Genomic DNA, 22,606 nt, shown 5'->3' on the forward strand with positions numbered 1-22,606 from the left:
CTGACATGAAGCTGCAGCGCTCGATCAAGGACGCACGGAGCGAGAGCGAGCTGTTCCGGCGGCGCGCGCTGGCCGGCTTCGCGCTGATCCTGCTGGGCCTGATCGGGCTGATCGGCCGCTACGTGATCCTGCAGGTGCAGCGCTACGACGAATTCGCCACGCGCTCGCAGAACAACCAGGTCAAGCCCATCCCGATCCCGCCGGCGCGCGGCCTGATCTACGACCGCAACGGCGTGCTGCTGGCGAACAACGTGCCGGCGTTCCGGCTCGAGGTGGTGCCCGAGCAGGTCAAGGACATGCAGGCGATGCTGGCCCGGCTGGGCCAGGTCATTCCGCTGGGCCAGGACGACCTCGACGCGTTCCGCAAGCAGCTGAAGCAGAGCCGCCGCTTCGAGAGCGTGCCGCTGAAGATGCGCCTCACCGAGGACGAGATCGACCGCTTCGCGGTGAACCGCTGGCGCTTCCCCGGCGTGGACGTGGTGCCCTACCTCAACCGGCGCTATCCGCTGGGCGAGCTGTTCGCGCACGTGATCGGCTACGTCTCGCGCATCGACGCGGACGACCTCGCGCGGCTCGACCCGGCGCGCTACAAGGGCACCACCCACGTGGGCCGCATCGGCCTCGAGCGCTCCTACGAGGACATCCTGCACGGCACGCCGGGTTACCAGCTGGTCGAGGTGAACGCGGACGGCCGCACCCAGCGGGTGCTGCAGACGCACGTCGCCACGCCCGGCCAGAACATCTACCTCAGCATCGACGCACGCATCCAGAAGGCCGCCGAGCAGGCCTTCGACGGCCGCCCCGGCGCGGCGGTGGCGATCGACCCGCGCAACGGCCAGGTGCTGGCGATGGTCAGCGTGCCCACCTACGACCCCAACCTGTTCGTGGACGGCATCAGCCACGCCGACTACGGCGCCCTGACCGGCTCGCCGGACAAGCCGCTGCTGAACCGCGCGCTGCGCGGCGTGTATCCGCCCGGTTCCACGGTGAAGCCCTACGTGGCGCTCGGCGGCCTGGAGCTGGGTCTGCGCACGCCGCAGGACACGGTGCTCTCCACCGGCACGTTCTACATCCCCGGCCAGTCGCGCGGCTACCGCGACGACCGCCGCGGCGGCTTCGGCACGGTGGACCTGCGCAAGGCCATCATGTGGTCGGTGAACACCTACTTCTACAAGCTCGCGCTCGACATGGGCATCGACCGCTTCAGCGCGTGGATGGGCAGGTTCGGCTTCGGCAAGCCCACCGGCATCGACCTCGAGGGCGAGGCCAGCGGCATCCTGCCGTCGCGCGAATGGAAGGCCAAGCGCTTCAAGCAGGGCTGGTACCCCGGCGAGACGGTGATCGCCGGCATCGGCCAGGGCTACTGGGCGGTGACGCCGCTGCAGCTGGCGCATGCGCTGGCCACGCTGGCCGGGCGCGGCGTGCCGTACGCGCCGCGGCTGGTGATGGCCACCCAGACCGGCGTGGATGCGCCCAGGCTGCCGCTGCCCAATCCGCCCAGCGGACCGTCGCTGGTCACCAACCAGGCCAGCTGGCAGGCGGTGGAGCAGGGCATGCAGCTGGTGGTGAACGACCCGCGCGGCACCGGTTACGGGCTGGGCAGGGGCTTCCCGTACACCATCGCCGGCAAGAGCGGCACCGCCGAACGCTACTCGCGCCGCACCGACGCCTACAACGAGAACAAGAACCTCGCCTACCTGGCCAGCCGCCACCGCGCCTGGTTCGAGATGTTCGCGCCGGCCGAGAACCCGCGCATTGCGGTGGTGGTCGTGCTGGAACAGGGCGCCTGGGGCGCTTCCTCGGCCGGCCCGATCGCGCGCAAGATCCTGGACGCCTGGCTGGCCACCCAGCCGGACGCGCCGCCGGACACGCCGCTGCCGCCGGAAGGCAGCCGCAGCGCGCCGGCGCCCGCGCCGGCCGCGTCGCTGCCCGACGTGCCGGAGGACGAGCCGGCCGAGGCCGCCACGCAGGAGACGCCGCCATGATCGAGGCGCTGCACGTACGGACGCGACGCCTGCTGCACCGCGTGCTGACCCGGCCGCGGGTCGACCTGCCGCTGGCGCTCGGCCTGCTGCTGCTGGCCGGCACCGGGCTGACCACGCTGTACAGCGCCGCCGACGGCAGCTTCCCGCTGGTCGGCGGCCAGGCCATGCGCTTCGGGCTGGGCTTCGCGCTGCTGCTGCTGGTCTCGCGCATTCCGCCCTCGGTGCTGCGCAACTGGACGCCATGGCTGTATGCCGGCAGCACCTTCCTGCTGATCGTGGTGGCGGTGCTGGGCGAGGGCCGCGGCGCCGACCGCTGGCTCAACCTGGGCGTGATGCGCTTCCAGCCGTCCGAGCTGGTCAAGCTCACCATGCCGATGATGGTGGCCTGGTACCTGCACCCGCGCCAGCTGCCGCCGGGCTGGAAGGACATCGCGATGGTCGGCATCCTGATCGCGATTCCCGCCGCGCTGATCGCCAAGCAGCCGGACCTGGGCACGGCGTTGCTGGTGGCGGCGGCCGGCGCGTTCGCGCTGTTCCTCTCCGGCATGGCGTGGTGGCGCATCGGACTGCTGCTGGGCAGCGCGGCCGCGATGGTGCCGGTGATCTGGCACTTGCCCGTCATCCACCAGTACCAGCGCGACCGCGTGCTGACCCTGCTCAACCCGGAGTCCGATCCGCTGGGCAACGGCTGGCACATCATCCAGTCGCAGATCGCGGTGGGCTCCGGCGGCGTGTTCGGCAAGGGCTGGATGCACAGCTCGCAGTCGCGGCTGGACTTCCTGCCCGAGCACACCACCGACTTCATCTTCGCGGTGTACTCCGAGGAATTCGGCCTGGTCGGCGTGTGCCTGATGATGGCGCTGTACGCGTTCATCATCGGCCGCTGCCTGTGGATCGCGATGGAGGCGCGCGACACCTACTCGCGCCTGCTCGCCGGCGCGATCGGCATGAGCCTGTTCGTCTACGTGTTCGTCAACGGCGGCATGGTGTCCGGCATGCTGCCGGTGGTGGGCGTGCCGATGCCGCTGGTGAGCTACGGCGGCACATCTGCGGTGACGCTGCTGACCGGCTTCGGCATGCTGATGTCGATCCACGCGCATCGCAAGCGGCACGACTAGGGCAGCTCGCGCCATCGTCGAGCGAAGGCGTGCCCACGCGGATGTCGGCGCGTGCGGACAAGCATGCTAGGCTTCCCCACACAAGAATTTCATGAGCAAAGGCATGCTCTCCTTTTCCCGTTTTCGACCGCTGTTTCTGGCCCTGGCCTGCACGCCGTGCTTTTCCGTGGTGGCCGCCACCCATCCCGGCCAGGCGGCGCTGGTGAAGGAAGTGGCCCGCGACACCGGCAAGAGTCCGCAGGCGCTGAATGCGCTGCTCGACCAGGCGAAGGTGCAGCAGGGCATCCTGGACGCGATCAGCCGCCCGGCCGAGGCGAAGCCGTGGAGCGCGTACCGGCCGATCTTCCTCACCGACAAGCGCATCGACGACGGCGTGGCGTTCTACCGCGAGCATCGCGCGCTGCTGGAGCGCATCGGCCGGCAGTACGGCGTGGCGCCGCAGTACATCGTGGCGATCATCGGCGTGGAGACGTTCTACGGCCGCGTCACCGGCAAGTACAAGGTGCTGGACGCGCTGGTGACGCTGGGCTTCCACTACCCGAAGCGCGCGACCTATTTCCGCCAGCAGCTGAAGACCCTGCTGGAGCTGCCGGACAGCCATCTGGGCGGCCCGGTGGACACGCTCACCGGCTCCTACGCCGGCGCCCAGGGCTGGGGCCAGTTCATGCCCGACAGCATCCGCGACTACGCGGTGGACGAGGACGGCGACGGCCGCATCGACCTCGCGAACTCGCTGCCCGACATCCTCGCCAGCGTGGCGAACTACTTCGCGAAGCACGGCTGGGTCGCCGGCGGTCCGGTGGCGGCGCGCGCGCAGGCGGACGGCGCGGCGAAGGCGCTGGGCGACTGGACGCCCAAGCCGCAGTGGCCGCTGGAACAGCTCGAGGCCTGGGGCTACGCGCCGGTGCAGCGGCTGGACCCCGGCGAGTCCAGCAGCCTGCTGACGCTGGACGGCGCGAACGGGCCGGAGCACTGGTTCACCTTCAACAACTTCTACGTGATCACCCGCTACAACCGGAGCCCGATGTACGCGATGGCGGTGGACCAACTGGCGCAGGCCATCAAGGACGGCGTGGGCGGCGCGGACAGCGCGGACCGCATGCAATGAGGTTGTGGCATGGCGTGGCGCTGCTGGCGGTCGCGCTGGCGCTGACCGCCTGCGGCGGCAGGAAGGCGACCCGCCCCGGCGGCGCGAGCGCGACGACGGGCGCGGGAAGCGGCGGCACGAGCCGCGGCTGGTTCCATCGCGACGACACCAGCCTGCCGCAGGACCGCCGCTACGGCGACCAGAACGACAGCTCGCCCGCCGGCGCGCCGCCGGCGTTCATCGCCACGCTGCCCGAGCCGGTGCCGAAGGCGGAGCCGCGTTCGCTGTACGGCAACAAGTCGCCGTACACGGTGCTGGGGCAGAGCTATCGCGTGCTGCCCAGCGCACGCGGCTACGACGAGCGCGGCATCGCATCTTTCTACGGCAACAAGTTCCACGGCTACAAGACCTCCAGCCTGGAGGACTACGACATGTACAAGTTCACCGCGGCGAGCAAGGTGCTGCCGCTGCCGAGCTACGCGCGGGTGACCAACCTCGCGAACGGCAAGAGCGTGATCGTGCGCGTCAACGACCGCGGGCCGTTCCACGAGAACCGCATCATCGACCTGTCCTACGCCGCCGCGGTGCGCATCGGCGTGTGGCCCAAGGGCACCGGCCTGGTCGAGGTGCAGGGCATCGATCCGTCCGCGCCGGGCGGGGAACCGGCGCCGCCGCGCACGGTCACAGCCGGCACCGCCACCGGCACCCGCGCCGCGCCGGGGATCTACCTGCAGGTGGGCGCGTTTTCCGATGCGGCGAACGCCGAACGGGTGGCCGCACGGCTGCGCCAGGCCAACTTCGCGCCGGTTCGGGTGGAGGAGGTTCAGATCAACGGCCGCACCATACGTCGCGTGCGGGTGGGGCCGCTGGACGGCGTGGACCGCGCCGACCAGGTGACCTCCCGCATCGAAGACATGGGGCTGCCGCGGCCGCATGTCGCGGTAGACTGAGCGGTGTTTATCCACGGACGGCGCCTTTCCGGCGCCCTCTCGCAAACCATTTGGGACCACAGACCACGATGAGCTTTCTCCGCCGTATCCTGACCCCGCTCGCCGTCGCCGCCCTGGTGGCCGGCGCCGCCGTTGCCCAGACGCCGCCGGTGCCGCCGCGCCCCGCCGCGGTGCCGCGTCCGGTAGTGCCCGCGATGCCGGTGCCGCCGCCGCCGGAGGTGGACGGCCAGAGCTGGGTGCTGATGGATTACGCCACCGGACAGATCCTCGCCTCGAAGAATCCCGACGAGCGCCGCGCGCCGGCCTCGCTGACCAAGGTGATGACCGACTACGTGGTCTCCGCCGAGATCGCCAACGGCCGCATCCACGACAAGGACCAGGTCACCATCAGCGAACACGCCTGGCGCAGCGGCGGCGGCAGCACCGACGGCTCCACCAGCTTCCTCAAGCTGGGCAGCCAGGTGGAGCTGGACGACCTGCTGAAGGGCATGATCGTGCAGTCGGGCAACGACGCGGCGATCGCGCTGGCCGAGCACACCGCCGGCTCCGAGGACGCCTTCGCGAACCTGATGAATGCCTACGCCAAGCAGCTGGGCATGACCAACACGCATTACTCCAACGCCTCCGGCTACCCGGTGGACGACCACTACTCCACCGCGCGCGACATCGCGATCCTGTCGCGCGCGCTGATCCACGACTTCCCGGCGGACTACGCGATCTCCAAGATCAAGGAGTTCGAGTGGAACGGCATCAAGCAGCAGAACCGCAACGCGCTGCTGTGGCGCGACCCGGCCGTCGACGGCATCAAGACCGGCCATACCGCCGCCGCCGGCTTCTGCCTCGCCGCCTCGGCCGCGCACGGCGACGAGCGCATGATCGCGGTGGTGATGGGCGCCAGCACCGACAAGGGCCGTGCCGACGCGGCGATAGCCCTGCTCAACTACGGCTTCCGCTTCTACGAGACGCACAAGCTGTACGACGCCAGCAAGCCGCTGGCCACGCCGAAGCTGTGGAAGGGCGAGGCCAACCAGTTGCCGATCGGCGTGGCCGAGAACGTGCTGGTGACCGTGAAGACCGGCCAGTACGACAAGCTCAAGGCCACCATGGACATCCCCGCCACCCTGATCGCCCCGTTCAAGAAGGGCCAGCAGGTGGGCACGCTGCGCATCACGCTGGACGGCCAGCCGATCCAGAACGTGCCGCTGGTCGCGCTGAACGAGGCGCCGCAGGGCGGCTTCTTCTCGCGGCTGTGGGATTCCATCCTGCTGTGGTTCCACGGCAGCAAGAAGGCCGACGCACCCGCGCCGGCCGCCGCATCGAGCACCAAGTGATGCACGAGATCGACTTCAGCCAGGCGAAGCGGGAAGGCAAGGGCTTCCAGTTTCCCGGCGAGTTCGAGATCACCGCGGTGGGCAAGGCCGAGGCCGGCCTGCCCACCCGCGTGCCGCAGCTGCTGGAACTGGCCGGCCTGCACGTGCTGCACGAAACCGTGCGCCACCGCCACTCCGGCGGCGGCAACTACGTCTCGGTCACAGTGAGCTTCCGCTGCGACAGCCGCGAGCAGTACGACAGCGCGCATGCCGCGCTGCGCGCCGATCCGGATATCCGGTACACGCTGTGAGGCCGGGACTCGGGATGAGGGATTCGGGATACGCAAGAGCCGCGCCCGCAGCCCCGTGCCAGGCTTGAATCGCGCGGCTCCCGTCCCCGGAAATACACAAGGCTGCATGGCCACCGTGACCCCCGAATCCCCCATCCCGAATACCGAACCCCGCCCCCTCGCCATCCGTCGCCTCGGCCGCCAGCGCTACGAGACGACGTGGAAGGCGATGAGCGCGTTCACCGACAACCGCACCGCCGACACGGTGGACGAGTTCTGGCTGCTCGAGCACGACCCGGTGTTCACCCTGGGCCAGGCCGGCAAGATGGAACACGTGCTGGCGCCGGGCGAGATCCCGGTGATCCCGGTGGACCGCGGCGGCCAGGTGACCTACCACGGGCCCGGCCAGATCGTGGGCTACCCGCTGATCGACCTGCGCCGCGCCGGGCTGGGCGTGCGCGAGCTGGTCCACCGGATCGAGCAGGCCATCATCGATACGCTGGCGCACTGGAACATCGTCGCCGTGCGCCGGGAAGGCGCGCCGGGCGTCTACGTGGCCGACGCCAAGGTCGCCGCGCTGGGCCTGCGCGTGCGCCGCGGCTGCAGCTTCCACGGCCTGGCCTTCAACGTGAACATGAACCTCGAGCCCTTCCACCGCATCAACCCTTGCGGCTACAAGGGTTTGGCGGTGACCCAGGTGCTAGACTTGGGCGGCCCGTCGCGGCTGGCCGAGGTGGAGGACGTGCTGGTGGAGGAATTCTCCCGCCAGTTCGGTTTCCGTGCCGAGGCCGCCGCCCCCGTCATCCCCGAACTCCCCGCTCGTGTAGCGGTCTGAGCAAGTCTGCATGAGCGAAGCTACCGTTTCCCCCGGCAAGTCCATTCCGATCAGCGTCGTCGCCGGCGCGTCCGCGGCGGAGAAGCAGATCGGCAACGACAAGATCGCGCTGAACCGCGCGGGCTTCGACACCGCGGTGCCCACGCTGCGCAAGCCCAGCTGGATCCGCGTGCGCCTGCCGCAGGGCAACGCCGTGCAGCAGCTGAAGGCGCGCCTGCGCGAGAACGCGCTGGTGACGGTGTGCGAGGAAGCCTCCTGCCCGAACATCCACGAGTGCTTCAGCCACGGCACCGCCACCTTCATGATCCTGGGCGAGGTGTGCACGCGGCGCTGCTCGTTCTGCGACGTGGCGCACGGCCGCCCGGCCGCGCCCGATCCGCTGGAGCCGGCGCGCCTGGCCGAGACCATCCGCGACATGCGCCTGAAGTACGTGGTGATCACCTCGGTGGACCGCGACGACCTGCGCGACGGCGGCGCCGAGCATTTCGCCGCGTGCATACGCGCGGTGCGCCACGCCAGCCCGGCGATCCGCATCGAGATCCTCACCCCGGACTTCCGCGGCAAGGGCCGCATGGAGCGCGCGCTGGAAGTGCTGCACGACTTCCCGCCGGACGTGTTCAACCACAACCTGGAAACCGTGCCGCACCTCTACCGCGAAGTGCGCCCGGGCGCCGACTACCAGTGGTCGCTGGACCTGCTCAAGCGCTTCAAGGCGCAGCATCCGGACGTGCCGACCAAGTCCGGCATCATGCTGGGCCTGGGCGAGACCCGCGAACAGGTGATCGAGACCTTGCGCGACCTGCGCGCCCATGACGTCGAGATGATCACCATCGGCCAGTACCTGCAGCCCACGCCGCACCACCACCCGGTGGTGCGCTACTGGACGCCCGAAGAATTCGACGACCTGCGCCTGGAAGGCGAAGCGATGGGTTTCCATCACGTCGCCTCCGGACCGCTGGTGCGCTCGTCCTACCACGCCGACCTGCAAGCCCATGCAGCCGGCGTCGCCGCTCACCACGCTCCTCCCTGAGAACCCCATGACTTTTCGTCCCGCGTTGGCCCTGCTGCTGGCACTGACTGTCACCTGCACGTACGCGCAATCGGCCGCCGACCTCGGCGCCGGGGGCAACCGCAAGGCGGCCACCTGGCCGCTCAACCCCACGCCCACCCAGGCGCAGGCGGCGCAGCTCTCCGCGCGTTTTCTCACCCGCTTCCACTACGACGCGCAGCCGCTCGACGATGCGATGTCGGCGAAGATCTACAAGGACTACCTGAAGCTGCTGGACGGCGACAAGGTGTTCTTCACCCAGCAGGACATCGACCAGTTCGACCCGTACAAGACCAAGTTCGACGACGCGATCTGGAACCAGGATCTCAGTGCGCCGTTCGCGATCTACAACCGCTTCCTGCAGCGCGCGGTCGAGCGCATGAGCTACGCGCGCGGCCTGCTCAAGAACGGCTTCGACTTCGACGGCGACGAGAGCTACAACTACGACCGCAAGAAGGCCACCTGGGCGAAGGACGACGCGGCGCTGAACGACCTGTGGCGCAAGCGCACGATGAACGACTGGCTGCGGCTCAAGCTGGCCGGCAAGAGCGACGACGACATCCGCAAGACGCTGACCAAGCGCTACACGAACTACATCGAGCGCGTGAAGCAGCTGGACGGCGAGGACGCGTTCCAGACCTTCATGACCGCGTATGCCGAGACCACCGATCCGCATACCGACTACCTCAGCCCGCGCCAGGCGGAGAACTTCGCGATCCAGATGAAGCTCTCGCTGGAAGGCATCGGCGCGCAGCTGCAGGCGCGCGACGACTACACCACGATCTTCACCCTGATCCCCGGCGGCCCGGCGGACAAGTCCGGCAAGCTCAAGCCCGGCGACCGCATCGTGGGCGTGAGCCAGGGCGACAGCGGCCCGATCGTCGACGTGATCGGCTGGCGCCTGGACGACGTGGTCAACCTGATCCGCGGCAAGAAGGACACCACGGTGCGGCTGGAGATCCTGCCCGCCGACGCCGGCCCGGACGGCAAGCACGAGCTGATCAGCCTGGTGCGCAAGAAGGTCAACATCGAGGAAAGCGCGGCCAAGAAGAAGATCATCGACGTCAAGGACGGCGACACGGTGCGCAAGATCGGCGTGATCGACCTGCCGAGCTTCTACTCCGACTTCGGCGCGCGCAGCGAAGGCGACAAGAACTACCGCAGCGCCACCCGCGACGTGGCCAAGCTGCTGGGCGAGCTGAAGACGGCCGGCGTGCAGGGCGTGGTGGTGGACCTGCGCAACAACGGCGGCGGCTCGCTGGCCGAGGCCGATTCGCTGACCGGCCTGTTCACCGGCAAGGGCCCGGTGGTGCAGGTGCGCGATGCGCGCGGCCAGGTCGACGTGCAGGGCGCGGACAACGCCGAACCGGTGTGGAACGGCCCGCTCGCGGTGCTGGTGAACCGCGGCACCGCCTCCGCCTCGGAGATCTTCTCCGCCGCGATCCAGGACTACGGCCGCGGCCTGATCATCGGCACGCCCACCTTCGGCAAGGGCACCGTGCAGACCCTGATCGACCTCGACCGCTTCAGCCAGAACGCCGAGGGCAAGCCGCAGTACGGCGAGCTGAAGATGACCGTGCAGGAATTCTTCCGCATCAACGGTGGCTCCACCCAGATCAAGGGCGTGACGCCGGACTTCCTGTTCCCCAGGAACGGCGAGTCCAAGGACTTCGGCGAATCCACCTACGACAACGCCCTGCCGTGGACGCACATCCCGCCCGCGAGCTACCAGGCCGAGGGCGACGTGAAGGCCTACCTGCCGCAGCTGGAGAGCCTGCACGCCGCGCGCGTGGCGAAGTCGCCGGCGTGGAAGCTGATGCTGGACGAGCTGGCGCAGTACCGGACGATGCGCGACCAGACCACGGTGTCGCTGAACTTCGCCAAGCGCGAGGCCGAGCGCAAGCAGCTGGATGCGACCCAGGCCAGCTTCCGCACGCGCCAGAAGGCGATCGACGGCGGCGACGCCTACATGAAGGACGAGGACAGCGCGCTGGACGACGGCCTCGATCCCAGCGAGCGCAGCCTGAAGAGCGAGCTCAAGCAGGAGAAGGACGCGAAGAAGGCGCCGGACGCGCTGCTGCGCGAGGCCGCGCACATCGTGGCCGACGAGGTGGGCATGCTGAAGGCGGACCCCAAGCTCGGCGCCGTGATCCTGCCGCCCGGCAGCAACTATCTCGCCAAGGAGCTGGCGGGCACCGACAAGCCTGCCGCGCCGGCCTCCACGCGCTGAGGCGCGCCGGCGCCGTTCTACCTACCCAAGGGGCGCCGCGGCGCCCCTTGTCGTTGGCGCCTCCGCATGCCCCGGCGCGTGGCCGCAAGATCCCGCGGACGGCGCGGGGCTTGACCCCGGACCGACGGTGCGCGAGCGTGTCGCCGTGCACGGCGCAGGAGCATCGCCATGGATCCGTTGTCGAACGTAGCGCTGGCCGGAGGCCTGGCCTGGGCCAGCGGCTTCCGCCTGTACGCCACCGTGTTCGTCGCCGGCCTGCTCGGGCGGCTGGGCTGGGTGCACCTGCCGCCGGGCCTGGCGATGCTCGGCGATACCTGGGTGCTGGTGGTGTCCGGCGTGCTGGGGCTGGGCGAGTTCCTCGCGGACAAGGTGCCCGCCTTCGACAGCGTGTGGGACGCGGTGCATACCTTCATCCGCATCCCGGTGGGCATGCTGCTGGCCTGGGGCGTGTTCCGCGACTCGGGCGCGGGCACGCAGGTGGCGGCAGCGCTGCTGGGCGGCGCGCTCACCGCGGGCACGCACCTGGCGAAGACCGGCGGCCGCGCGCTCATCAACACCTCGCCCGAACCGGTGAGCAACTGGACGGCCAGTGCGGGCGAGGACCTCACCTGGATGGGCGGCCTCTGGCTGATGTGGCACCACCCAGTGGCCATGCTGGTGTTGCTGGCGCTGTTCGTGCTGCTGCTGTGCTGGCTGCTGCCCAAGCTGCTGCGCGGCCTGCGTGCCGTGCGGGAGCGGCTGCGCCGGATCAGGGGCGGCTTGTCCGGCGCGGGCTGACCACAACGCCCAAGCGAAGGCCTGATTGATCGGCTGCCCGTGCTCGTCATTCCCGCGGCTTGCCCGTTATTCCAGCGGTCTGCTCGTCATCCCAGCGAAAGCTGGGATCCAGTGCCTGTAAGCCACCGAACACAAAGGCACTGGATGACTCGCTGCGCTGGCCCCTTCGGGGCCGCCCTGCAGGCGCTCTACGCGCTTTGCGCTTGTCCAGCCTTCGCTGGGATGACGAGCGAAAATCACGGCATCCCTAAGGCTTCGCCGCCTTCCGCTCCCTGCGCTGCTGCTGCATCCATTGCTGGAATTCGGTGATGCGCGGTTCGTCGCGCAGCAGCACGGAGTGCGGGTCGATCGTCACCAGCGCGCCGGCCGGCACCGCGAGGCTGCCGTGGCCGTCGGTCATCGGCACGGTGTGCACCGCGTCGTCCACCTGCACGTCCACCGGCATCGGGAACGGCAGCTTGGCGGGCGCTTCCCAGCGCAGGTCCAGCGTGTCGCCGTGGCGCTGCGCGTCGAGTTTGGGCAGCGCGGCCTGGTACAGGTAGACCTTGAAGAACCAGTCGTAATCCTTGCCGGTCACCCGGTTCACGATGCGCATGTAGTCGGCGGTGCTGCGGTATTGCGGCACGAAGTTGCCGGGCTTCGGGTCGGGGCGGCCGTACACCAGCTCGCGGATGCTGTCGTAGAACGCCTGGTCGCCGATCAGGTGATGCAGCGTCTGCAGCATCAGCGCGCCCTTGTTGTAGATGTCCTGGCCGGGGCCGCCGCGGCTGTCATCGTACACCGCCTCCTCGGTACGCGGCTGGCCGGATACCACCGGGTGGCGGTTCGCGATCATCATGCGCAGGCGGTTGAGCCACGCGTAGTAGGCCGCGTCGCCATTCAGATGGCGCGCGTACAGCGGCTGCATCAGGGTGGCGAAGCCCTCGTGCAGCCACATGTCGTCCCAGTTCGCGTTGGTCATCTGGTTGCCGAACCACTCGTGCGAGAACTCGTGCTGCAGCAGCCAGTCGAAACCGTTGCCGTCCTTCGCGTAGTGGTTGCCGTAGGCGTTGATGGTCTGGTGTTCCATGCCCTCGTACGGGGTTTCCACCACGCCCATCTTCTCGTCGCCCCAGGGGTAGGGGCCGATCTTCGCCTCGAAGAAATCCAGCATGCGCGGGAACTCGGCGAACAGCGCCCTGGCCTGCGCCTCCTCGCCGGGCAGATACCAGTAGTAGAGCGGGATCGTGTTGCCGTAGCGGCTGCGGTATTCGCCCTTGAGTTCCCGGTACGGCCCCACGTTGATCGACACGGCGTAGGTGGTGGGATGTTTCGCGCGCCAGTGGTAGGTGCGCGTGTCGCCTTGCTCGGTCACGCCCACGAACACGCCGTTGCCCGGCGCCACCAGCGGCTTGGGCACGGTGACGTAGAGGTCCAGCAGGTCCGGCTTGCCGTCGGGCTGGTCGACGCAGGGCCAGAACAGGTCGCAGCCTTCGCCTTCCACCGCGCTGCCCACCCAGGGCTGGCCGTCCTTCGTGTGGCTCCACACGAAGCCGCCGTCCCACGGCGCCTTCTTCGCCACGTGCGGCTTGCCGCCGTAGGTGATGGTGGCGCTGACCTTGCCGCCCTTGGCCACGGCGTGCGGCAGCTGGATGCGCAGGCGGCCGTCGGGATTGCTCCACGCGCCGGCGGGCAGCGCCTTGCCGTCCACGCCGACCGCGCTCACCGGCAGGTTGCGGTCGAGATCGAGCAACAGCACGTCGGTGGGCGCGAGCGCGCTGAAGCTGAGCGTGGCCTTGCCGTCGATGCTCTGCGTATCCGGATGCACCGCGATGTGCAGCTCGGCGTGGTCGAAGTGCACGCGCTTCTGCTCGGCCGGCATCGGCGTGCCGGAATCCTTGGTCAGGGCGGTGAGCGCGGGTTGCGTGGGCGGCGTGGCGCCGGACTGGGCGAAGGCCGGGCCGGCGAGACCCAGGGCCAGGGTGAGGCTGAGCGCGAGCAGGTGAGGGCGCATGAGGATGTCCGCAGGGGTCAGTTCTCTACCATGCCAGCTTGCCGCCCGACGCGACATCGCCGGAAGTCATGCCCGGAACGGCGACGCCCGCCGTCCCGGCGCAGGTCGGGATCCGTTGGCGGCACTCCCGTGAAAGCGGGCATGTCGTCTCAGGCCGGCCGCTTGCCGTAGCGCTGCTGCAGCAACGCGAACAGCGCGCGCACGCCCATCGCCTCGCCGCCACGCGGGCGACCCGGGCGGTCGGCGTCGTTCCATGCGTAGGTGTCCAGGTGCAGCCAGGGCAGGCCGTCCGGCACGAAGCGTTCCAGGTACAGCGCGGCGGTGATCGCGCCGGCATGGCGCGAGGGACCGGCGTTCGCGAAGTCGGCGATGCCGGAATCGAGCATCTTGCGGTAGGGGCGCCACAACGGCAGCCGCCACAGCGGATCGGCTGCCGTCTTGCCCGCCGCCAGCGCCGCTTCGGCGAGCGCGTCGTCGTTGCCGAACAGCGCGGGCAGGTCGGGGCCCAAGGCCACGCGCGCGGCGCCGGTGAGCGTGGCGAAGTCGATGATGAGTTCGGGCTGCTGCTCGGCGCCGTAGGCCAGCGCGTCGCACAGCACCAGCCGTCCTTCGGCGTCGGTGTTGTCGATCTCCACGCTGTGGCCGGCGCGGGTGACGACGACTTCGCCGGGGCGCAGCGCGTTGCCGCTCACCGCGTTCTCCACCGCAGGCACCAGCAGGGTGAGCCGCACCGGCAGCTGCGCCTGCATCACCAGGCCGGCCAGCGCGATCGCGTGCGCGGCGCCGCCCATGTCCTTCTTCATCCAGCGCATGCCGTCGGCGGACTTGAGGTCCAGGCCGCCGGTGTCGAAGCACACGCCCTTGCCGACGATCACCAGCTTCGGATGTTCGGACTTGCCCCAGCTCAGCTCGACCAGCCGCGGTTCGCGATGGCTGGCGCGGCCCACGGCGTGGATGGTGGGGAAGTTCGCCTTCAGCAGCTCGTCGCCCACCCAGTCGCGCACCTTGGCCTTGTGCGCCTTGCCCAGGTGCTTGATCGCCTTGCCCAGTTGCTCGGGGCCCATGTCCTCGGTGGGCGTGTTGACCAGGTCGCGCACCAGCGCGGTGGCCGCGGCCAGCGGCTGCACCGCGGCCAGCGTGGCGCCGTCCACCGCCAGCGTGGCCGGCGCGCGCGGCGCCTTGCGGTAGCGGGTGAACTGGTAGGCGCCCAGCGCCCAGCCCAGCGCGGCCTGCACCGGATCGAGCGGCGTGCCGCCGGCGGCGAGCTGGTAGACGCCTTCGGGCAAGCTCATCGGCAGCGCGGCCAGCGCGGCCAGCGGATCGGCCGCATCCACGCCCACCAGCACGTGCGCCGGCCGGCCTTGCGCGTCCGGGAGCAGGATCGCGCTGCCGGGCCTGGCGTCGAAGCCGTTCGCGTCCAGCCAGCGGCGCTGCGCGGCGTCCAGCTTCTTGCGGACGGCCGGCAGGTGGCGGGCGTCGGTGGCCTCGATGCCGACGAGGTGGCGCGGCGCGGACGAGCGATCGATCAGGGCGGACATGGTTTTCCTTCAGCGGACAGGACACGCAGGGTGCGCAAACATCAATCATGCGCCGAAGCCGCGGCAGGGTCACGCCGCGGCAGGGTGCCTGGAAGCGGCTAGCGCGTGGTGCGCGCGGCTTCCAGCCAGTCGGCCAGTTCGCCCAGGTCGCGCAGTTCGAGTTCGGGCGGCGGCCCCAGCGCGGCAGGCCAGGCGTCGCCATGGCGGTTGATCCAGGCGGCGCGCAGCCCGGCGCGGCGTGCGCCGACCACGTCCAGCTCGGGATCGTCGCCCACGTGCAGCACCTCGCCCGGCGTCACGCCGAAGCGCGCCACGGCGGCGAGGAAGATGCGCGGATCGGGCTTGCCCACGCCCACGTCGCGCGCGCATACGTGGTGGGCGAAATGCGCCTGCACGCCGGTGCGCGCCAGGTCGGCGTTGCCGTTGGTGAGGCTGGCCAGCGGCCAGCACGCGGTGAGGCGTTCGAGCGCGGGCAGGCTGTCGGGCCAGGGCTGCACCGCGTTGCGCGCGGCGAAGTAGATCTCCCACAGCGCGTCCAGCGGCGCGTCGGCGATGCCGCAGGCGGCGAACGCGTGCTGCTGGGTGAGCCGGCGCTGGGTGGTGAAGTCGTGGGCGAGGTCGGGCCGCTCGGCGGTGACCCGGGCGCGCAGCTCGCGCATGGCCGTTATCGGCCACGCGCGAGCCACCTCGGGCCAGTGTTCGCGCAGGTAGTCGTCCACCGCCCGGTCCGCCTGGTCCAGGGCCGGCAGCACCGGCCACAAGGTGTCGTCCAGGTCGAGCGTGACGGCGCGGATCACGACGTCAGTCGCGGCTGACCTGCAGCGACTGGCCGAGCTTGATGTTGTCGTTCTTGAGGCTGTTCCAGTCGCGCAGGTCGGTCACGCTCACGCCGTTCTTCTTCGCGATGCCGGACAAGGTGTCGCCCTTGACCACGACGTAGGACTTGCGCGCACCGGCGGCCGAGGCCTTCGCCGCGGCGTCGCGCTTGTCCATCGCGGCGCGCGCTTCCAGCGTGCGCTCCGAGGTCGGCGCCACGGCGGCGGCCGCGGCGTAGCTGGCGCCCGGCGCGGCGAGCGGCGGCTTGGCCGAGGAGTTGGTCGACTGGGCGTAGACCTTTTCGCGACGCGCCTGGTCCATCGCCACCAGCCCGGCGCCGTCCGCATACGGCAGCACGAAGTGATCGCGCAGCACGCTCTTGGCCTTGTCGGTCTGCAGGAAGTCGATGAACGCCTGGGTCTGGGCCGCCTTCGGGCTGTTCGGGTTGGTCACCAGGAACAGCGGGATGTACAGCGGGTAGCTGCCGTCGGCGATGTTCGCCACGGTGGGCGCCACGCCGTCGATCGGGATCGTGCGCAGCTTGGGATTGCCGGCCACGTTGCTCAGCGTGGACAGGCCCAGGCCGTTCGGGTTCAGCGCGATGCCTTCCTCCAGCGCCTTGGTGTTGAGGTACAGGCGCGGCGCGGAGATCTGCTGGTCGCCGCGGCCGAACAGCAGGCTGCGCAGGCTGTATTCCACGCCGTCGTTGGGGCTGAACACCGAGTACAGGTCGATCGGCGCGTCGCGGCCGCCCACGTCCTTCCAGTTCGTGATCTTGCCGAAGTAGATCTCGTGCAGCTGGCGCAGGGTGAGGCTGCGCACGGGGTTGGCCGGATTGGTGATCATCGCCAGGCCATCCCAGGCCACCGGGGTGAAGGTGAGGTGGCTGTCCTGGGCGCTGCCGTCGCCGGGGCGCGCGCTGCCGGCGATGTCGGCCGAACCGCTGGCCACCGCATCGATGCCGGAGGCGGTGTTGAACGGCTGCATCTCGATGCGGCCGTGGCCCTCCTTCTCCCACAGTTTGGCCATCTCGGTGACCACGCCGTGGGCGGTGGTGACGTCGCCGCGCCAGATCAGCGCAGGCGACTTGCTGCTCTTGCTGCTGGTGGCCTTGTGGCGGGCGGGATGGGTGGCCTTGGCGTAGGCCGGCGCGACGAGGCAGGCGCCGAGCAGGAGGACGGACAACAGGCGGACAGCACGGACGGACATGATGATGGAGAACCCCGACTGGAAGTGGGTGACAGGAATGGATGACGCGAATGTGAGGCGGGCGACGCTTGATCCCGGCCGACGCACGGGGCGGATGATCGCAGGATATTCCATCGGTCTGAACAGAAAACATCAAGCCCGTTCATGCGCTTGTGCGACGTGGATGCGCCTGTACGGGTGCGTTGCGTCATGTCGCGCCGCGCAGGCGCCGGTGGCCGGGCGCGGCGCCGGGACGGGAAAGCGGCGCGAGGCCGCCTTCCCGTGCGCCGGTCACTGGATCAGCACGTAGTGCGTGCCATCGGTATCGGCCACGATCAGCACCAGCTGGCGCGGCCGCACCCCGGCAAGCTGGTTCAGCATGCGCAGGTCGGTGATGCGCGCATTGCCCACGCCGATCACGATGTCGCCGGCCTTGAGACCGCCCGCGGCGGCGTGGCTGTTCGGCCGCACCGCGCTTACCGCCACGCCGTACATGCCCTGGCTGCGCTCGCTCTGGCCCAGTTCGCTGAACGTGACGCCGGCCAGGCGCGGATCGAGCTTGCCGCCGTCGACGCTGGCGATCTTCTCCGGGCGCAACTGGGCGCTGGCCACGCGCGGCTTGCCGTCGTGCAGCACGCCCAGCTTCACCGTGCTGCCCACCGGCAGCAGGCCCTCGGTGTTGCGCAGCTCGTTCACGTCGCGCAGCGGCTTGTCGTTGATCGAGGTGAGCACGTCGCCCGGCTGCAGGCCGGCCTGTTCGGCCGGCGAGCCCGCGTTGACGCCGGTGACCACCACGCCCTTGTCCTGGCCGAGGTTCAGCAACTGCGCGATGCGCGGGGTGATGTCCTGCGTCTGCAGGCCCAGCGTGCCGCGCTGCACCTTGCCGTGCGCGATCAGCTGCTGCATCACCTCGGCGGCGAGGTTGCTGGGGATCGCGAAGCCGATGCCCACGTTGCCGCCCGAGGGCGAGAAGATCATGGTGTTGACGCCCACCAGCTGGCCGCGCAGGTTCACCAGCGCGCCGCCGGAGTTGCCGGGATTGATCGAGGCATCGGTCTGGATGAAGTTCTGGTAGCCCGAGCCGCCCAGCCCGGAGCGGCCCAGCGCGGAGACGATGCCGGAGGTGACCGTCTCGCTCAGCCCGAACGGCTCGCCCACCGCCACCACGAAATCGCCCACGCGCAGCTTCGATGAATCGGCCAGCGGCAGCGCCTGCAGGTTCGGCGCGTTGATCTGCACCACCGCCACGTCGGTGTCGGGGTCGGTGCCCACCAGCCTGGCCTTGTAGCTGCGGCCGCCCTGCAGCGTCACTGTGATGTCGTCCGCGCCGCCCACCACGTGGTTGTTGGTGAGGATGTAGCCCTTGGCCGCGTCCACGATCACGCCTGAGCCCAGGCTCTGTTCCACCCGCTGGCGCGGCACCGCGGGCAGGCCGAAGAACTGGCGGAACACCGGATCGTCGAAATACGGATTGCGCACCTGCACCCGGGTCTTGCTGGAGATGTTCACCACCGCCGGCGTGACGCGCTCCAGCATCGGCGCCAGCGAGGGCATCGCCTGGCCGTCCACGGCGGGAGGCATCGCGGCGTGGACGGCGCCGGGCAGGGCGACCCCCAGCAGCAGCGCCAGCGCGCCGCCCAGCCAGTGCGTGAAACGCGGTTGGCGGAATGACATCGGACTCCTCCTTTTCGCATCGTGGTTGGCGCGCCTTCGACTGCCGCGGGCGTGCTGCGGTTCCCGTGCCACGGCCGTCATCCGACTGCGTGCTTGCGCCACTTTACATCGGGCCTTCCGGGGGGTAACTTGCAGCTTCGCCGCAACCACAACATCTTGTGTCCGCCCGCAGGCGTCTGGGCAAGCACTGGTGGAGTGGATCGCCTTTCGGGGAAGGCCCGGCAGTCGGTCAGCAAGGCGTCGCCACGGCAGCCAGCCGGCGCGACGCCACGGCACGCGGCATGGACGAGACGAACACAGAACGGGCGCCAAGCCGCACCGGGAGGTCAGGAAGCCGATGAGCACAGCGCGTGCGCCAGCCACGGGTACGGAATTGCAACGCGACGCCGCCACGGCGATCCCGCTGCAGCCCGCCTCGCAGGACATCTGGGACAAGAAATACCGTCTGCGGACCAAGGCCGGCGAGCCGGTCGACGCCGACATCGACGGCACCTGGCAGCGCGTGGCACGCGCGCTGTCCGAAGTGGAAGCCACGCCCGAGCTGCGCGAGCACTGGAACGAGCGTTTCCTGTGGGCGCTGCGCCGCGGCGCGATCCCGGCCGGCCGCATCACCTCCAACGCCGGCGCGCTGGAACACAAGCCCGCCACCTCCACGATCAACTGCACCGTGTCGGGCACCATCCACGACTCGATGGACGACATCCTCGAGAAGGTGCACGAGGCAGGCCTCACGCTGAAGGCCGGCTGCGGCATCGGCTACGAGTTCTCCACGCTGCGTCCGCGCGGCGCCTACGTGTCGGGCGCGGGCGCCTACACCTCCGGCCCGCTGTCCTTCATGGACATCTACGACAAGATGTGTTTCACCGTCTCGTCCGCCGGCGGCCGCCGCGGCGCGCAGATGGGCACGTTCGACGTCAGCCACCCGGACGTCAAGGAATTCATCCGCGCCAAGCGCGAGGACGGCCGCCTGCGCCAGTTCAACCTCTCGCTGCTGGTCACCGACGGCTTCATGCAGGCGGTGGAGCACGACCAGGACTGGCCGCTGGTGTTCCCGGTGCACGTCAAGGAGCGCAACGAGGTCGATCTCGACGACCCCGCCCAGGTCGTGTGGCGCGAGTGGCCCACCCACCAGAACTACGTGGACCGCGCCGACGGCCTGGTCGCCTGCCGCATCTACGGCCACATCCGCGCGCGGCACCTGTGGGACATGATCATGGTCTCCACGTACGACTACGCGGAGCCCGGCTTCATCCTGATCGACAAGGTCAACGAGATGAACAACAACTGGTGGTGCGAGCACATCCGCGCCACCAACCCCTGCGTCACGGCTGACACCTGGGTGCAGACCGCTGAAGGCCCGCGCCAGGTGAGCGACCTGCTTGGTCGCGCGTTCCAGGCGCGTGTCGACGGGCGCGACCACGCCAGCGGCGCCGAGGGTTTCTTCCGCACCGCCACCAAGCCGGTACTGGCGCTGGCCACCGAGGAAGGCTATCGCCTGCGCCTCACCGACGATCACCGCGTGCGCCGGGTCACCCGCGCCACGCGCTGGAGCGTGGATACCGAGTGGTGCGCTGCCGGTGCGCTCAGGCCCGGAGACAAGCTGCTGCTCAACGACCATCGCGCCAACGCGCAGTGGGCGGGCGACCTCACCGCCGAACAGGGCTATCTGCTCGGCCTGCTGGTCGGCGACGGTACGCTCAAGCGCGACATGGCCATCCTGTCGGCATGGCCGCAGGCGGCTGCGGTCAACGGTGTCGGTGGCTGCGGTGCGCAGGCGCTGATGGCCGAGGCGCTGCGCTGCGCCGGGACGCTGCCGCATCGTGCGGACTTCGCCGGCTGGTCGGAAGTGGCGGGGCGCAACGAATTCCGTCTGAAGTCCGCCGCGCTGCGCGACCTCGCTTTCGGGCTGGGCATGGCGCCCGGCGACAAGGCGATCACGCCGATGCTGGAGCGGGCCTCCAGCGAGGCCTACCGTGGCTTCCTGCGCGGTTTCTTCGACGCCGACGGTTCCGTGCAGGGCAGCCAGGTCAAGGGCGTATCCGTGCGCCTGGCGCAGTCGGACCTGCCGCGGCTGGAGGCGGTGCAGCGCATGCTGCTGCGCTTGGGCATTCCTTCCCGCATCTACCGCGGCCGTCGCGCCGCAGGCAGTTCGGTGCTCCCGGATGGCCACGGCGGCGAGCGTGCCTACGCCACCGCGGCGCAGCACGAACTGGTGATCGCCGGGGAGTCGCTGGCGCGCTATGCCGAGCTGGTCGGCTTCGCCGACAGCGACAAGGCGACGCGCCTCAAGGCTGCGCTGGGTGGCTATCGCCGCGCGCTGAACCGCGCCCGCTTCGTTGCCACCGTGGAAAGCCTCGCCGCCGATGGCACCGAGGATGTCTACGACGTGCAGGTGCCCGGCATCAACACGTTCGACGGCAACGGCCTGCACGCACACAACTGTGGTGAGCAGCCCTTGCCGCCCTACGGCTCCTGCCTGCTCGGCTCGATCAACCTCACCACCTTCGTGCGCGATCCGTTCGGGCCGAAGGCGCGCTTCGACTGGGACGAGTACCGCGAGGTGGTGAAGATCTTCACCCGCATGCTGGACAACGTGGTGGAGATCAACGGCCTGCCGCTGCAGCAGCAGCGCGACGAGATCATGGGCAAGCGTCGCCACGGCATGGGCTATCTGGGCCTCGGCTCCACCATCACCATGCTCAAGATGCGCTACGGCAGCGAGGACGCGGTGTCGTTCACCGAGGACGTCTCGCGCGAGATGGCCGTGGCCGGCTGGGAAGTGGCGCTGGACCTGGCTAAGGAGAAGGGCCCCGCGCCCATCCTCGCGAAGGACTACGCCGTCACCGGCGACATGCTGCGCCGTCGCCCGGAAATGGCGCAGGACGGCTGGAAGGCCGGCGACGCCATCCCCGGCCGCGTGCTGCACGCCAAGTACAGCCGCTACATGCAGCGCGTGGCCGAAGTGGCGCCGAACCTGGTGGCCGAGCTGGCCGAGACCGGCGCGCGCTTCACCCACCACAGCTCGATCGCGCCCACCGGCACCATCTCGCTGTCGCTCGCCAACAACGCATCCAACGGCATCGAGCCCAGCTTCGCCCACCACTACTCGCGCAACGTCATCCGCGAGGGCCGCAAGACCAAGGAAAAGGTCGAGGTGTACAGCTTCGAGCTGCTCGCCTACCGCGCGCTCATCAACGCCAGCGCGATGCCGTTCGCCGACGACCCGCAGGCCAGGCTGCCGGACTACTTCGTCGCCGCCGACGACATCGGCCCGAAGCAGCACGTGGACATCCAGGCGGCCGCGCAGAAGTGGGTCGATTCGTCGATCTCCAAGACCGCGAACGTGCCCACCGACTACCCCTACGAAGACTTCAAGGACATCTACTTCTACGCCTACAAGCAGGGACTGAAAGGCTGCACCACCTTCCGCTTCAACCCCGCCGCCTTCCAGGGCGTGCTGGTGAAGGAGGCCGACCTTGCGAACACCCTCTACCACTTCGAACTGGAAGACGGTAGCGTTATCGAACTTCGAGGCAACGAAGAAGTGGAATACGACGGTGAACTGCACACCGCAGCCAACCTGTTCGATGCCTTGAAGGAAGGGTATTACGGCAAGTTCTGACCAATCACCGCCACGCCTGGATCATCTCCCGAGGGGAACACCCGCATGTCCATCGATACCGAAATCGAAGTGAAAGACGCTGTCACGCCGGACGCCCCCGCGGCACCGGTGATCGCCGCTCCCGTAGCCGCCGCGCCTGCGCCGG

16 protein-coding genes are annotated in these 22,606 nt (G+C 69.6%); 11 read left to right on the forward strand and 5 right to left on the reverse strand.

The features are described from left to right. The first annotated feature begins 5 nt into the window (after nucleotides 1–5). The 10 genes from mrdA to PCA_RS01855 all read left to right on the forward strand — a co-directional run bounded on the left by mrdA (nucleotide 6) and on the right by PCA_RS01855 (nucleotide 11,630). On the forward strand, nucleotides 6–1,985 hold the full coding sequence (gene mrdA, locus PCA_RS01810) for a penicillin-binding protein 2 (protein ID WP_181300464.1): 1,980 nt from the start codon (nucleotides 6–8) through the stop codon (nucleotides 1,983–1,985). Then, complete coding sequence (gene rodA / locus PCA_RS01815; RefSeq protein ID WP_181300465.1) at nucleotides 1,982–3,103, forward strand: rod shape-determining protein RodA; 1,122 nt, start codon at nucleotides 1,982–1,984, stop codon at nucleotides 3,101–3,103. Before mrdA ends, rodA begins: the two co-directional genes overlap by 4 nt. A 103-nt stretch (nucleotides 3,104–3,206) precedes the next feature. Continuing rightward, nucleotides 3,207–4,211 carry a lytic murein transglycosylase B gene (mltB, locus tag PCA_RS01820; RefSeq protein WP_255436595.1) on the forward strand — a complete coding sequence of 335 codons (1,005 nt, stop codon included), beginning with the start codon at nucleotides 3,207–3,209 and terminating at the stop codon, nucleotides 4,209–4,211. Next, on the forward strand, nucleotides 4,208–5,140 hold the full coding sequence (locus tag PCA_RS01825; protein WP_181300467.1) for a septal ring lytic transglycosylase RlpA family protein: 933 nt from the start codon (nucleotides 4,208–4,210) through the stop codon (nucleotides 5,138–5,140). The genes mltB and PCA_RS01825 overlap by 4 nt, the downstream gene beginning before the upstream one ends. A 68-nt stretch (nucleotides 5,141–5,208) precedes the next feature. After that, nucleotides 5,209–6,471 (forward strand): D-alanyl-D-alanine carboxypeptidase family protein, encoded by a 1,263-nt coding sequence (locus PCA_RS01830; protein ID WP_181300468.1) that lies wholly within the window; start codon nucleotides 5,209–5,211, stop codon nucleotides 6,469–6,471. Beyond that, a complete protein-coding gene (locus PCA_RS01835) occupies nucleotides 6,471–6,761 on the forward strand; it encodes a DUF493 family protein (RefSeq protein ID WP_181300469.1) in 291 nt (96 codons plus the stop codon). The genes PCA_RS01830 and PCA_RS01835 overlap by 1 nt, the downstream gene beginning before the upstream one ends. A gap of 106 nt (nucleotides 6,762–6,867) precedes the next feature. Further along, entirely contained in the window at nucleotides 6,868–7,575 is a 708-nt protein-coding gene (lipB, locus tag PCA_RS01840) for a lipoyl(octanoyl) transferase LipB (RefSeq protein WP_181300470.1), read from the forward strand. Between the two features lie 10 nt (nucleotides 7,576–7,585). Then, nucleotides 7,586–8,605 (forward strand): lipoyl synthase, encoded by a 1,020-nt coding sequence (gene lipA, locus PCA_RS01845; protein WP_181300471.1) that lies wholly within the window; start codon nucleotides 7,586–7,588, stop codon nucleotides 8,603–8,605. A 7-nt stretch (nucleotides 8,606–8,612) separates the two neighbouring features. Then, nucleotides 8,613–10,853 (forward strand): carboxy terminal-processing peptidase, encoded by a 2,241-nt coding sequence (locus PCA_RS01850; protein ID WP_181300472.1) that lies wholly within the window; start codon nucleotides 8,613–8,615, stop codon nucleotides 10,851–10,853. Between the two features lie 168 nt (nucleotides 10,854–11,021). After that, on the forward strand, nucleotides 11,022–11,630 hold the full coding sequence (locus PCA_RS01855) for a DUF4126 domain-containing protein (protein WP_181300473.1): 609 nt from the start codon (nucleotides 11,022–11,024) through the stop codon (nucleotides 11,628–11,630). A gap of 247 nt (nucleotides 11,631–11,877) precedes the next feature. Here PCA_RS01855 and PCA_RS01860 read toward each other — a convergent pair whose 3' ends face one another. The 5 genes from PCA_RS01860 to PCA_RS01880 form a co-directional block, all read right to left on the reverse strand. Further along, nucleotides 11,878–13,623, reverse strand: a complete 1,746-nt coding sequence (locus tag PCA_RS01860; protein WP_181300474.1) for a M1 family metallopeptidase — start codon at nucleotides 13,621–13,623, stop codon at nucleotides 11,878–11,880. Nucleotides 13,624–13,772: 149 nt separating this feature from the next. Next, nucleotides 13,773–15,161, reverse strand: a complete 1,389-nt coding sequence (locus tag PCA_RS01865) for a leucyl aminopeptidase family protein (RefSeq protein ID WP_181300475.1) — start codon at nucleotides 15,159–15,161, stop codon at nucleotides 13,773–13,775. 98 nt (nucleotides 15,162–15,259) lie between these two features. Continuing rightward, nucleotides 15,260–15,958, reverse strand: coding sequence for an HAD family hydrolase (locus tag PCA_RS01870; protein WP_181300476.1), 699 nt, complete (start codon nucleotides 15,956–15,958; stop codon nucleotides 15,260–15,262). A gap of 4 nt (nucleotides 15,959–15,962) precedes the next feature. After that, on the reverse strand, nucleotides 15,963–17,186 hold the full coding sequence (locus tag PCA_RS01875; RefSeq protein ID WP_181300477.1) for a substrate-binding domain-containing protein: 1,224 nt from the start codon (nucleotides 17,184–17,186) through the stop codon (nucleotides 15,963–15,965). Nucleotides 17,187–17,456: 270 nt separating this feature from the next. Beyond that, on the reverse strand, nucleotides 17,457–18,839 hold the full coding sequence (locus PCA_RS01880; RefSeq protein WP_181300478.1) for a Do family serine endopeptidase: 1,383 nt from the start codon (nucleotides 18,837–18,839) through the stop codon (nucleotides 17,457–17,459). 337 nt (nucleotides 18,840–19,176) lie between these two features. Here PCA_RS01880 and PCA_RS01885 point away from each other — a divergent pair, with 337 nt between their 5' ends. Further along, the gene (locus tag PCA_RS01885; protein WP_181300479.1) at nucleotides 19,177–22,461 is read left to right on the forward strand and encodes an LAGLIDADG family homing endonuclease; all 3,285 of its coding nucleotides are present in this window, start codon (nucleotides 19,177–19,179) and stop codon (nucleotides 22,459–22,461) included. The last annotated feature ends 145 nt before the right edge of the window (nucleotides 22,462–22,606 follow it).

The organism is Rhodanobacter sp. PCA2, from assembly GCF_013620825.1.
Classification (GTDB): Bacteria; Pseudomonadota; Gammaproteobacteria; order Xanthomonadales; family Rhodanobacteraceae; genus Rhodanobacter_A.